We start from the raw sequence: 12,554 nt of genomic DNA on the forward strand, positions 1-12,554 counted from the left end.
TCACATCCCTTTTGCCTCCCGCTGAGTTCCCGCTGCCCAAACGGGAAGTCAACGGGAAGTTCTCAGGATGTGGATAGGAAAGGGCAAAGGACGAAACTAGCACGAAAAAGCAGGGGCAACCGTGGCTCCCCCTGCCTGTAACTGTCTGTGATGTATCTATTTGCCAGCGGCGATGGAGACCATCTTGCCGGGCACGACTATTACCTTTTTCACCACCCAGCCTTCGAGGCTGCGCTTCACGTTTTCCACCTCGAGGGCCAGGGCTTTCAGTTCCTCCGGATCAGTATCCGGCGCCACTTCCAGCTTGCCGCGCAGCTTGCCGTTGATTTGAACCACATAGGTGATGAGGTCACGCACGAGGTATTTTTCCTTGTAGCAGGGCAGGCCGGATTCGTGCAGAAGCTCCGTGAATCCAAGCAGTTGCCAGAGTTCCTCGGCGATGTGGGGCGCGAAGGGGTAGAGCATTTGGGGTATGATCCTGCAGGCTTCGGCGTAAACGGCCAGATCGGCGTCGGAGAGCCCGGCGGGGTCTTTCACGGCCACGCAGTGGTTAAGATGCTCCATCACGGCGGCGATGGCGGTGTTGTACTGCATGCGTAACTGGCAGTCATCCAGCCACTTCTTCACTGTGCTGTGCGAGCTGTGGAGAAGTTCGCGCAGCGGGGCGGAGACAGCTTCCGGTTTGGCAGTCAGTTGCAGGCCTCGTTTGATGGTGTCCAGATTGCCTTCGATCAGGCGCCAGACGCGGTTCAGGAAGCGGAAAGCGCCCATCACGCCGTCGTCGCTCCATTCTACATCCTTGTCCGGAGGTGAGGCGAAAAGCAGGAAAGTGCGCAGCGTGTCGGCCCCGAAGCGGTCTATGATGTAGCCTGGGTCCACAGCGTTGCCTTTGGATTTGCTCATCTTGGCGCCGTCTTTGGTGACCATGCCCTGGGTGAGCAATCTGGAGAAAGGCTCGTCACAGTCCAGCCAGCCGAGGTCGCGCATGAATTTGCCGATGAAGCGGGCGTAGAGCAGATGCATCACGGCGTGCTCAATGCCGCCAATGTATTGGTCCACCGGCATCCAGTATTTGGCTTTGGCTGGGTCGAAGGGCATGGAGTCATTTTTGGGATCGGCGTAGCGGGCGTAATACCAGGAGCTGTCCACAAAGGTGTCCATGGTGTCGGTTTCGCGTCTGGCAGCGGCTCCGCATTGGGGGCAGGCCACATTGAACCATTCCGGCACGGAAAGCAACGGATTGCTGGTTGTGCGGCCAACCTGGACGTTGTCAGGCAGCAGCACAGGTAGGTCTTCGTCCGGAACCAGCACCACACCGCATTTCGGGCAATGGATCACCGGGATGGGGTTGCCCCAGTAGCGCTGGCGGGAAATTCCCCAGTCGCGTAGACGGTAGGTGTGGGTCACCTTGCCGCAGCCTTTTTCCTCTATAAGAGCGGAAATGGCGGCTTTGGCTTCTTCGCTGTCCCGGCCGTCGAAGGGCGCGGAATTCACCAAGATTCCCGGCTCAATGTAAGCTTCGGCCATCTCATCCAGCACCAGGCTTTGCTCCGGGTTTTGGATCACCAGCAGCATGGGGGTGCCGTATTTTTTGGCAAACTCAAAGTCGCGCTGGTCGTGGGCTGGCACAGCCATTACGGCGCCGGTGCCGTAATCCATTAGCACATAGTTTGTTATCCAGATCTGAACCTTGTTTCCGTTGAGAGGGTTGAGGCAGCATCTGCCGCTGAACACACCCTCTTTGGTGGTGTCATCGGCGCCGCGCTGGAATTTACCGGCGTTGATAACCTTATGGCAAAAATCATGCAGGACGTGGTTGTCAGGCTCTTCCGCCAGCCATTTCTGCACCAGCGGATGTTCCGGCGGCAGGGCCATGAAAGTCACTCCATAAACGGTGTCCGGGCGCGTTGTGAACACGCTGATGGCCTCGGAGCCGTCTTCCAGCGGAAAATCGATCAGGGTGCCGGCGCTTTTGCCTATCCAGTTCTTTTGCATGGTGATAACGCGTTCCGGCCAGTCTATAAGCTTGGAAAAATCGAGCAGTTCCTCGGCATAAGCGGTGATGCGGAAAAACCACTGTTCCAGTTCTTTTTGATCCACTTCGCCGTGGCAACGCCAGCAGAGGCCGTTTTCCACCTGCTCGTTGGCCAGCACGGTCTGGCAGTTGTCGCACCAGTTCTGCCAGGATTTTTTGCGGTAAACCAGTCCCTTTTCATAAAGCTTCTTGAAGAGATACTGGCCCCAAACATAGTAATCGGGACGGCAGGTGCTAACCTCGCGTTCCCAGTCCAGGCCAAAACCCATGGGATCAAACTGCTTGCGCATGGCAGCGATGTTTTCCTCTGTGGTGATACGGGGATGGGAATTGTGCTGGATGGCAAAGTTTTCAGCGGGCATGCCGAAAGAATCATAACCCATGGGCTGCATCACGCTGAAGCCCTCCATCATCTTCAGGCGGGCGATGGCGTCGCTGATGGAATAGTTTGAGAAGTGCCCGCAATGCAGCACCCCGGAAGGATAGGGGAACATTGCCAGCACGTAATATTTGGGCTTGCCGGCAACCTCGCCGGGGTTGAAGATCCGCTTATCGCGCCAGATCTTTTGCCACTTAGGCTCTATCTTCGCAAAGGGGTATTCCATCATGTCTCCTTCCGGCCCGGCATTAATGATGCTTTGGGCCTTGTTACAGCATTTGTTATGCTGATTTTTGCAAGGGCGGGTATTTGTCAAGCACAAGCTGACTCAATCCCCATCCCGCGGGATTATTCAAGCCTCATCCCGTCAGGGCTTTTCCGTTCCGGTAAGAGGCTGATGCCGAATCCTCTTTTATATAGCGAAGATTTTCCTTGCCATTTTTACGCCTTTCAGAATTGTGAAATAATGGAAATTTATTTCCCTGCCGTCTGCAGGCGGGGTATTGATTTACAAAGTGAAATGCTTATACAATATTTAGGAGGAGATAACTCACTCATGAAAGCATTGATCAAACGCTGGGGACTCTTCCTCACCGTCAACTGCCTGGTCCTGGCAGTGCTGGGCGTAATCATGCAACTGGTAGGCGTTCCCAGTGAAAGCTGGATTCAACTGCTGGCCATCTGCGCCGTGTATGGCTTCGCCGGAGCCATCATCTCCCTGCTTTCCAGCAAGGCTTTGGCCAAATCGTCATACAAGATCACGCTGCTCACCCGCGGAACCGCTTCCGGCAAAGCCCTTTATCTCTATGACACCATCGAGAAAATGGCCGCCCACCAAGGCATCAAGATGCCGGAAGTCGGCATCTACCAGTCTGCCGACAACAACGCTTTCGCCACCGGCGCTTCCAAGAACAAATCGCTCATCGCCTTCTCCAGCGGCATCATGCAAAACCTGGACGAGGAAGAGCTGGCCGCCGTGGCCGGGCATGAAATGACCCACATCACCGAAGGCGACATGGTTACCACCACCCTGCTGATGGGCACCATGAACACCTTCGTGCTGTTTTTGGCAAACGTCATCGCCTCCATCCTCAGCGCCCGCCGGGGCCAAAGAGACGAAAACAGGGGCAGCGCCGGGGTCATGAACAACTTCGGCCAGAGCGCCATCGCCATTATCCTGCAAAACGTGCTGATGGTCCTGGCCAACATCGTTTTGGCCGCCCATTCCCGCCGCCGTGAGTACGTTGCAGATGCAGGCTCCGCCAGGCTGACGAGCCCGGGACACATGATCACCGCCCTGGAAAAGATCAGCAACGCCCACGTTCGCACCGTGCGCAAGGACGCTTTTGCCATTGCTAAGATCAACAGCAAGAGCGTCATGTCGCTCTTTGCCACCCATCCTCCGATCGAAAAGCGCATCGCGGCTCTCCGCGAAATGATGGTTTGAAAAAGAACTTCAAGCTCACGATCACCAAGCTGGCCCTGGAAGGCTACGGGATCGGATTTCAAGAAGGCAAGGCCGTTTTTGTGCCATACACGGCTGCCGGCGACGAGATCGAAGCCGAATTGCTGCGGGAGCGCAAAGATGTGGCTTTCGCCCGGGTGAAAGAATACCTGCGCCGGGGAGAGGGAGTGATTCCCTCGTCCTGTTCCTCTTTCGCGGCGGATTTGCCCTGCGGCGGCTGCGACTGGCTCTGCATCGACTATCCCACCCAACTGAAATACAAAACCGACCTGCTCCACGAACTGCTGCAGCCCCTGGCGCCGGAACTGGAAATCCCCGCGACCACGCCCTCTCCGGAAATCCGGCATTACCGCAACAAAGCCTTCATGCCTGTGGGGGCTGGCGAAAAGGGCCTCAGCTTCGGCATTTATGCCCGCTGGTCCCATCAAATCGTGCCTCACGAGGCCTGCCAGCTGCACCCCGCCATCTTTGACACCATCGCCCGGCGCTGTCTGCAAATCATGGACCAGACCGGCGTGAAACCCTACAATGAGATGAACCACACCGGCACCCTGAGGCACATCGGTTTCCGCTGTTCAAGGGACCGTAAAAAGATCCTGCTGGTGCTGGTGACCCGTTCCGGCAAACTTCCCTTTACCCAACTTCTGGTGAAGCAGCTTACAGCCGAATTTCCAGCCATTTCCGGCATCGTGCAGAACATCAACCGCGAGCGTGGAAACGTAATTCTCGGTCCCGAGGAAAAGCTGCTTTTTGGCGAGCCCTGGCTGCAGGAAAATCTGGCCGGGCTGCGCTTCCGGGTGCATTATCGCTCTTTCTGGCAGGTGAATACAGGCACCCTGGAACTGATCATCAACCACCTCAAAAGCCGGATTCCGCCAGGTCAAACCATCTACGACGCCTTTTCAGGGCTTGGCGCCCTGGGCCTGAGCCTGGCTGGAGAAGCCCAACACGTGCTCTGCATTGAAGATAATCCCAACGCGGTGGCCGACGGCGAACTGAACCGGCAACAAAACCGGATTGACAACGCCGGTTTCCTCTGCGCCAGGGTGGAAGACGCTCTGCCAGCACTGTTTGCGCCCACCCGGGGTGAAGCCCAGCCCCGTCCCGGAATCATCATTCTGGATCCGCCCCGCTCGGGAGTGCGCCAACCCGCTTTGGCAGCACTTATAGAGACAAAAATCCCCCGAATTATATACCTCAGTTGCTCGCCCATCACCTTGCATCGCGACCTCAAAATCCTGCTGGACAGCGGCTTCTACCGCCTTGAGCGGCTGCGCTCTTTTGATATGTTTCCCCACACCTGGCACGTGGAAACGCTGGCGGAACTGGCCCTTGTTTCAAGGGAGGCAAAGTGAAATATATCAGCGCGTTGATGCTACTTTTCGCCCTTCTCCTTGCTTCCTGCGATCCCGACACCACCGCGGCTGACGAATATGAGATCCGCAACATCATCTACGGCATTTCCCGCGATTATAGCTGGGGCGAGGTGGACGGCATCATGGCCCATGTCCATCCGGATTTCCGGCACAAGGGAATGTACTCCACCGAATTGCGCCAACTTTGGGAGAACCGCCGCGGCCAATACCAACTGCTGGAATGCGAAATCAGCGACGTGGAGGTCAATTATGACCGTGCCACCGTGTTCATGACCATGACTTTCCAGTCGTCCACGTCCACCTACAGCTATCCTGAGCCGGAAACTTTCGGGGACGCGTCCTACTTTATCTATGAAGGAGGCTCCTGGCAGCTCTATGGCGATCAAACCTGGCGCTGAGAGTATCCGGACTGGCTTCTAACGCAACTAAGACGGCAGCAAAGAATTAAACCTCTATAGCTTCCTGTCGTCCATGCTCACTGCGTTCGCTGTACGCCAGGTCACATGCTGGAGTTGAGTGAGGAACGAACATCAGCTACAGCAATAAATTAGAGGTATAAATGTTTACCCGCCCCAAGGTCCTGCCAGCCACACCCTTAACGCTCGTTTCCATTCCCCTCGTACGCCCCTCGTATTATCCTCGCATCAAATGCGGGTATCATGCGGGAGGCGAGTCCGAGATCCTGTAGAGGGCCTTAACGGCCAGACAGCATCGCTTCATTCTTCCGCGGGGTCCAAGGCGCTGGGATGACAGCGTTTCCATGTAACGATCGGGACGGGGGAAACTTACTGAGAAACTCCTTGATCAATGCCTTCGCGGATCAGAAGCTGGAGGACATCTTCTGGAGAGCCAGCACCGGACGCTTGGGCGGGGAAGGGCTGGAAACGGAGATGGAAAAAAGGGCGAAAGCGATACCAGCCTTTATAACCGAAGAGGACAGCAAAAGTTTCGATGAAATAGTTAACCCTATAGACCGAAGAGCTTCCACAGAAGAGAAGCTCAGACAGATGGCCGAGCTACGCGAAGAGGCAAGACCGGTATTCAATGCTTTTATTGAGCGCGTTAAGGCTGAGGTGGGGATCGAGTCGAATGACAACGACAAAACATTAAGCAAGGCCGAGGAAAAGGCAAAACGCGACACAATCAGGCAAGAACACCCTGAGTTTGACGTGGAACATCTGCGTGATTTTTATAGAGGGAAGGCCATCCTTACCGACCCCAGGCAGATCGTTCAGATCGCAAAGATCATTCAAGAATCGGGGCTTGGCGTGATCAAGTTTGACTGGAAAAAGTTACTTAATCCTAAGATTTGGGGATTCCGTGTCATGTCCTTTGATTTGAGGATGCCTAACGGTTTAATGGTAGAATACTATACGCCGCTACAGGAGATTGAATCAGTCAAGGATGAATGCCATGAAATCTACGAGAAATGGAGAGATAAAACAGCAGAGTATAAGAATGCTCACAGACAGGAGTACCGGCAAGATGTAAAGAAAAGCAACGAGATTTATAGTAAAGCCTGGAACGCAGCCCTTTCGCGGTTGGGAATCTCACAAGAGGAATTAAGCAGATCATTAATCAGGGCCTTACGTTCGGCGGGGCTGGTGACAATCTCAAACGATTCCGCAGACACTGCCGGAGCAAAACAGCCAGGCGACCAAGTTCCGTCTTCTGATCTCTTAAAAAACGAATCCAGCAAAAGCTCCGCTCTTTTTGAGTCAGGGTCGGCGGCTATCAGCAAGTCTTCTAAAACCATTTCAACCTCCATTGAAAATACAGAACAAGTAAAACATAACACGGATAAACGTCAAGTCATTTCTGATGAAAATAACACGCGCAACAAACCCCTCCCTTCCGCAGACACAGAGCGCGTGCAGGGCATAATGGTCAAAGCATTGGAAAAGACCGGGGGCGAGGTTAATATGGATACCTCTGCAGCGTCTGACAGCAAATACATAAGCGTTACATTTTATGACGATGAGAACCAAACAGTGGTTCGCTTCATTCCAATTGGAAGTGAGCCTCCTTTTCCAATCCTCATTGGTGCAGGCTTTGATATTTGGATAAGCCGCAAGAGCAAAACCGCAAGGGACGTACTCCATCTTGTAAGCCCACAGCCGATTAGCGGCAAGGGAGCTTGCTTTTGGTATTTTTCGCTTGACAGATGGGGAGCTAAAAATTCTTTGGGAAAATCTAAGCAGAATTTTGGTCCAGTAACTCAGCGGTAGAGTATCTGCCTTTTAAGCAGAGAGTCGTTGGTTCGAGTCCAACCTGGATCACCAGCCGCGACCCCTTCGTCTATCGGTTAGGACACAAGATTTTCATTCTTGTAAGAGGGGTTCGATTCCCCTAGGGGTCGCCAACTTTTTGAGCTGGAATGCCGCGATATAGTGTGTCCCGTTCGTCTAGTGGCCTAGGACTCGTGATTCTCAGTCACGCAACAGGGGTTCGATTCCCCTACGGGATGCCATTCTTTGGCCTCCGACCGACATCCACTTCCCCAGCGCTCAGTTCATCCGGATAGTATTTGCCATCGGTTTCCCGCTCAATAGATTACATAGAGAGATCGCAGATAAATGAAGGAAGAGAAAAAACTGCGCGAGTTGCAGCCGGAGATTTTTCCGGACCGCCGGATCAAGTTCACGGTGGACAACATGGGCAGCAAACACAGCCTGGCCCTGCGTCCCTGGGTGCTGGTTCTGGTGGCGGTGCTGCTGCTTGGCGGTTTGACGCTGCTGCTGATTTTTGGCGGCAAGGGAAGCGGAGCAGCAGACGCGGAATTGCTCGCCAAGCTGGAAAAGGAAAACAAGTTCCTGCGGGAAAAGGTGGACAGCTATGAAGCGGAACTGGATTCCGTGATGGCAACTTTGGACACCCTGAACATCAATGTGCCCTCGGAAGCGTTTTCCTATCCCTCTTACAGCGATGAACCCTTCGGCCCCGAAAACAAGCTGCAGGTGCATCCCGGGCTGGAAAAGAAACTCATCGGCATCGAAATCAAGCTGGCCAATATCAAACAGCGCTTGGGGTTCGCGCTGGAGGAAAGCAAGGGGGATTTCAAACTTCCCTATGGCTTTGACCGCCACGGAGACGGTATCCCCTCCATCCAGCCTACTTTCGGCGAAATCGTGAGCGGATGGGGAATCCGCCTGCATCCGGTTTTGGGCGACTACCGCTTCCACCAGGGCATCGACATCGCGAATGAAATCGGCACACCTGTCTATGCCGCCGCTGATGGAGTGGTGGAACGCGCCCAGACTGAAAACGGCTGGGGGAAAATGGTAAGCATCATCCACACAGACGGATACAGGACGCATTACGCGCATCTGCACAATATCAAGGTGAGGGTGGGCGACGTGGTTGCCAAAGGCCAGATCATCGGCCTGATGGGCAGCACAGGCATGTCCACAGGGCCTCATCTGCATTACGGGGTGTACCGCGACAACCAATCCCTGAACCCGGTTTATTATCTGAACCGCGCGGATACAAACACCTTCGCCTCCAAAGGCTGATGAAATCAGGGGATTCCACCGCCTGGCTGTTCACGGCCACCAGCCCAGCAGAGATTTTTGGAGGCTATGCCTCAATCAACCCAAACCGGGACCTGGTGATCGCCGTTGACTCCGGTTTGGAGAGGGTTCGGGCCCTTGGTCTGAAGCCTGACCTGATAATCGGGGACATGGATTCGGTGGAACCTGAACTTCTGCGACTCTATCCCGACACCACACAACTGCGCCATCCTGCCGATAAAAACGAGACCGACACCGAACTCGCGCTGCTCTGGTGCCTCAATGCTAAAGTGGGGGAGATCGTTATCTGCAACGGTCTGGAAGGGCGCTTCGACCACAGCCTGGCCTTGGTGCAAAACCTTAACTTCCTGCAAACCCAAGGCTTTCCAGCCAGAATCGAATCCGCTCGGCAAAAAGTCTGGTTCCTGAGTCCCGAGACCACGATCCGAGCTTGTCGGGGCTGCCAGCTTTCCCTGCTGGCCTGGGGCGGAGAGGCGAAGTTCGATGACTCCTCCGGCCTCAAATATCCCCTTGACGGTATTTCCTTGTTTCCCCAAAAAGTGCGCGGGATGAGCAACCAGGTGGATAAAGAAGAGGCCACCATCAAACTTGCCAGCGGAATAATTCTGGCTATATTGACTAAATCATGCTAAATTATCTTATGACACGATTAAGCGTTTCAACCATTGGAGGAAAAACATGAACGAAAGCAACGGAAACCCGCTTTTGAACTTCGAGAAGTCGCTGCGTTCTCTTGAGGCAACTGTGGAGCGTTTGCAGCAAGAACAACTGGACCTGGACCTGATGGTGAAACTTTACGAGGAGGGAATCGCGCATCTGGAAGCCTGCCAGAAAGCGCTGGAAGGGGCTGAACTCAAAATCAGGCAGCTGAACACCAGGATAAAGGCCGGTGAGACCGAGGGAAATGAAAATGGATAGAAAAGTGCGTCTGAAAAAGGACATGAAAGAGAAACAAGAGCTGGTGAACATCATCCTTGACCGCTATCTGCCCCGCAAGGATGAATATCCCAAGAACATCCACAAAGCTCTGCGCTACAGTGTGTTCGCCGGAGGAAAACGCCTGCGGCCCTACCTCACGATGTGCGCCTTTCAAATCTACGAGCCGGAGGTGGAGAAAATCACCCCCGTGGCCGCCGCCATCGAGATGCTGCACACTTTTTCCCTCATTCACGACGACATGCCGGACCTCGACAACGACGAATACCGCCGCGGCAAGAAATCCACCCATGCCCTCTTTGGCGAAGGCCACGCCCTCCTGGCCGGAGACGCTTTGCTGGTGGGGGCTTTCGAGCTCATCACCTACGCCGATATCAAGCCGAAGATCCGCGTGCAGATGGTTCGCGAACTTGCCCACGAAACCGGGGTGACCGGCCTCATCGGCGGCCAGATGGTGGATTTAGAATCCGAAGGCAGGAAAGTGGACAAGAAAACCATCGACTATATCCACGAAAACAAGACCGCCAAACTGATCAAGCTCTGCCTGCGTTTCGGCGCTCTGGCCGGAGGTGCTCCGGAGGAAGAGCAGAAGGCTTTGGAAGAATACGGCCACAAAATCGGTGTGGCTTTTCAAATAATCGATGACCTGCTCGACATTGAAGGCGATCCTGACGAAATGGGAAAAACGGTTGGCAAGGACGCCCACGTCCAGAAAGCCACCTACCCCTCGGTGCACGGCATGGCGGAATCTCGCCGCAAGGCCCAGGAACTGATTTCCCAAGCCCGTGAGGCAATCGCTCCCCTGGGCGAAAAAGCCGAAGTCCTGGATACCCTGGCTGAATATATGCTCACACGCAAATCATGATAATCCGCTTCAAACTGCTTAGCCCCAATGCTCTGCCGCCTCAGCGCATGACTGAGAACAGCTCGGGCTGGGACCTGAGCGCGGACCTGCGTGAACCAGAGATTTTGAAGCCGGGCGCCCGAGCTGTCATCCCAACGGGAATCACTGTGGAAATACCCTGCGGCTTTGAAGGCCAGGTGCGTCCTCGCAGCGGACTTGCCCTGCATCAGGGACTGGGCGTTTTGAACAGCCCTGGAACCATCGACGCGGACTACCGCGGTGAAGTGAAGGTGATCCTTTTCAACAGCTCCGCCGAAACGGTGACCATCCAGCCCCGCATGCGCGTGGCGCAACTGGTGATTTGCCCGGTGGTTGAGGCAAGCTTTGTGGAAAGTGGGGAACTAGGGGAAAGTGGCAGGTCCGACGGAGGCTTCGGACACACAGGGCATTGAAGGAAAGGGAGATAAGGTGAATATCACGGAAAAAATCGACAAACTGCGCAAGGAAAAAGGGGCTCTTATCCTGGCACACAACTATCAGATAGCCCCCATCCAAGACCTGGCCGACCACCGGGGGGATTCTTTGCACCTCTCCATGGTGGCCAGGGAAGCCAAGAACAGACTTATCGTTTTTTGCGGAGTGCGCTTCATGGCGGAAACCGCCTCCATCCTCAACCAGAAGGCGAAAATATTGCTGCCGGTTGCAGATGCCGGCTGCCCCATGGCGGATATGATCACGGCCGAGCAACTGGTTGCCTTCAAAGCCGAATATCCTGGCGCGAAGGTTGTCTGCTACGTGAATTCCAACGCTGCTGTCAAAGCGGAAAGTGACGTCTGCTGCACCTCCGCGAACGCCGTGAAGATCCTTTCCTCTTTTCCCAAGAATGAAACCATCCTCTTCGTCCCGGACCAGAATCTGGGCACCTGGGCGGCTAAACAGGCCAAACGCAAGGTGATAGTCTGGTCAGGCTACTGCCCCATTCACCAGTGGGGTTTCAGCTTCCGCAACCTCGAAAAAATCCGTGCCACCAATCCCGGATACCGTCTGATCGCCCATCCGGAGTGCGATGAGGACATAGTTAAGGAAGCCGACGCGGTGCTCTCCACCGGGCAGATGATGCGCTTCGTGGAGGATAACGACAGGCTGATAATCGCTACGGACGCTACTTTCGTCGATTATCTGAAACACATTTATCCCAACAAAGAACTGGTGCCGCTGAACCGCCGCGCCCGCTGCAGCAATATGCGCAAGATCACCCTTAACGAAGTGCTGCTGGCGCTGGAGGAAGAACAATTCGAGGTGCGGGTGCCGGACGACATGGCCAGTCGGGCCAAGCTCTGCCTGGACCGCATGCTGGAGCTTTCCGTCTGAGTTCTTCCGCGCTGGTGGAACTGTGGCCGGGAGGGCCCAGGATTCGGCAGCATCAGCAGGCGCAGCCGGTTTCCCATGCCTCCGTCGCGCTGCAGCAGGCAGCTCTGGACATCTTTGGCCCTGACCCTCGGCGGGTTCTCGATCTTGGCAGCGGCTGCGGAATCGTTGCCCTGATGCTGGCTCTCAGGCGTCCCCTCTGGCAAGTCGAAGGCCTGGAGGTGCAGGCGGAATTGAATGACCTGGCCTGTGGCAACGCTGCTTTGTGCGGTGTCAATATCCCTTTCCACTCTGGCGATATGCGCTCATTCACAGCTTTCCTGCCTTACGACCTCATCGTTTCAAACCCTCCCTGGCTGCCACTGGGCAGCGGGAAAACCAGTCCCATCCAGGCCCGCAACCTCAGCCGCTTTGAGCTGCTCGGCGGGCTGGCTGATGTGCTGGCCTGCGTGAAGCGCAATCTGGCCCCGGCAGGCCAGGCCCTTCTGCTCTATCCGCGCTCCCGCTCCGGCGAGCTTGGCAAAGCCGCAGACAAGACTTTTCTTGACATAATATCCCTCTTTCCGGCCTCTGGTTTGCAAGAACACATCATATGCCATATCCGGCATAAAGGACAGTGAA

Annotated in this window: 12 protein-coding genes and 3 tRNA genes; 14 read left to right on the top strand and 1 reads right to left on the bottom strand. The window is 55.1% G+C overall.

The genetic code is table 11. The features are described 5' to 3' along the window. Positions 1-156 precede the first annotated feature (156 nt). On the bottom strand, positions 157-2,640 hold the full coding sequence (locus tag GX466_05955; GenBank protein ID NLH93748.1) for a leucine--tRNA ligase: 2,484 nt from the start codon (positions 2,638-2,640) through the stop codon (positions 157-159). 330 nt (positions 2,641-2,970) lie between these two features. Here GX466_05955 and htpX point away from each other — a divergent pair, with 330 nt between their 5' ends. The 14 genes from htpX (at position 2,971) to GX466_06025 (ending at position 12,553) form a co-directional block, all read left to right on the top strand. Continuing rightward, positions 2,971-3,861: a protease HtpX gene (htpX, locus tag GX466_05960; GenBank protein NLH93749.1), complete on the top strand. Its 891-nt coding sequence runs from the start codon at positions 2,971-2,973 to the stop codon at positions 3,859-3,861. Further along, on the top strand, positions 3,858-5,234 hold the full coding sequence (gene rlmD, locus GX466_05965; protein NLH93750.1) for a 23S rRNA (uracil(1939)-C(5))-methyltransferase RlmD: 1,377 nt from the start codon (positions 3,858-3,860) through the stop codon (positions 5,232-5,234). Before htpX ends, rlmD begins: the two co-directional genes overlap by 4 nt. Continuing rightward, a complete protein-coding gene (locus GX466_05970; GenBank protein ID NLH93751.1) occupies positions 5,231-5,653 on the top strand; it encodes a hypothetical protein in 423 nt (140 codons plus the stop codon). The genes rlmD and GX466_05970 overlap by 4 nt, the downstream gene beginning before the upstream one ends. A gap of 402 nt (positions 5,654-6,055) precedes the next feature. Further along, positions 6,056-7,483: a hypothetical protein gene (locus GX466_05975; GenBank protein ID NLH93752.1), complete on the top strand. Its 1,428-nt coding sequence runs from the start codon at positions 6,056-6,058 to the stop codon at positions 7,481-7,483. Next, positions 7,463-7,537: transfer RNA gene (locus GX466_05980), tRNA-Lys, on the top strand. Before GX466_05975 ends, GX466_05980 begins: the two co-directional genes overlap by 21 nt. Positions 7,538-7,542: 5 nt before the next feature. After that, positions 7,543-7,617: transfer RNA gene (locus GX466_05985), tRNA-Glu, on the top strand. 32 nt (positions 7,618-7,649) lie between these two features. Then, positions 7,650-7,725 (top strand) — tRNA-Glu (locus tag GX466_05990). 106 nt (positions 7,726-7,831) lie between these two features. Continuing rightward, on the top strand, positions 7,832-8,767 hold the full coding sequence (locus GX466_05995) for a peptidoglycan DD-metalloendopeptidase family protein (GenBank protein NLH93753.1): 936 nt from the start codon (positions 7,832-7,834) through the stop codon (positions 8,765-8,767). Continuing rightward, complete coding sequence (locus tag GX466_06000; protein NLH93754.1) at positions 8,767-9,417, top strand: thiamine diphosphokinase; 651 nt, start codon at positions 8,767-8,769, stop codon at positions 9,415-9,417. The genes GX466_05995 and GX466_06000 overlap by 1 nt, the downstream gene beginning before the upstream one ends. Positions 9,418-9,463: 46 nt before the next feature. Further along, positions 9,464-9,703 carry an exodeoxyribonuclease VII small subunit gene (xseB, locus tag GX466_06005; protein ID NLH93755.1) on the top strand — a complete coding sequence of 80 codons (240 nt, stop codon included), beginning with the start codon at positions 9,464-9,466 and terminating at the stop codon, positions 9,701-9,703. Further along, positions 9,696-10,586 carry a polyprenyl synthetase family protein gene (locus GX466_06010; GenBank protein ID NLH93756.1) on the top strand — a complete coding sequence of 297 codons (891 nt, stop codon included), beginning with the start codon at positions 9,696-9,698 and terminating at the stop codon, positions 10,584-10,586. Before xseB ends, GX466_06010 begins: the two co-directional genes overlap by 8 nt. Beyond that, positions 10,583-11,017, top strand: coding sequence for a dUTP diphosphatase (dut, locus tag GX466_06015; protein ID NLH93757.1), 435 nt, complete (start codon positions 10,583-10,585; stop codon positions 11,015-11,017). Before GX466_06010 ends, dut begins: the two co-directional genes overlap by 4 nt. Further along, positions 11,013-11,936, top strand: a complete 924-nt coding sequence (gene nadA / locus GX466_06020) for a quinolinate synthase NadA (protein NLH93758.1) — start codon at positions 11,013-11,015, stop codon at positions 11,934-11,936. Before dut ends, nadA begins: the two co-directional genes overlap by 5 nt. A 14-nt stretch (positions 11,937-11,950) precedes the next feature. After that, on the top strand, positions 11,951-12,553 hold the full coding sequence (locus GX466_06025; protein ID NLH93759.1) for a methyltransferase: 603 nt from the start codon (positions 11,951-11,953) through the stop codon (positions 12,551-12,553). The last annotated feature ends 1 nt before the right edge of the window (position 12,554 follow it).

It is taken from the genome of Candidatus Cloacimonadota bacterium (assembly GCA_012516855.1).
In the GTDB taxonomy this organism is placed as follows: domain Bacteria; phylum Cloacimonadota; class Cloacimonadia; order Cloacimonadales; family Cloacimonadaceae; genus Syntrophosphaera.

What these genes read in the sequence shown, in the direction of transcription:
- GX466_05955 (NLH93748.1), bottom strand. Translation starts at nt 2,640, where the DNA reads ATGGAATACCCCTTTGCGAAGATAGAGCCTAAGTGGCAAAAGATCTGG.
- htpX (NLH93749.1), top strand. Translation starts at nt 2,971, where the DNA reads ATGAAAGCATTGATCAAACGCTGGGGACTCTTCCTCACCGTCAACTGC.
- GX466_05995 (NLH93753.1), top strand. Translation starts at nt 7,832, where the DNA reads ATGAAGGAAGAGAAAAAACTGCGCGAGTTGCAGCCGGAGATTTTTCCG.
- GX466_06000 (NLH93754.1), top strand. Translation starts at nt 8,767, where the DNA reads ATGAAATCAGGGGATTCCACCGCCTGGCTGTTCACGGCCACCAGCCCA.
- xseB (NLH93755.1), top strand. Translation starts at nt 9,464, where the DNA reads ATGAACGAAAGCAACGGAAACCCGCTTTTGAACTTCGAGAAGTCGCTG.
- GX466_06010 (NLH93756.1), top strand. Translation starts at nt 9,696, where the DNA reads ATGGATAGAAAAGTGCGTCTGAAAAAGGACATGAAAGAGAAACAAGAG.
- dut (NLH93757.1), top strand. Translation starts at nt 10,583, where the DNA reads ATGATAATCCGCTTCAAACTGCTTAGCCCCAATGCTCTGCCGCCTCAG.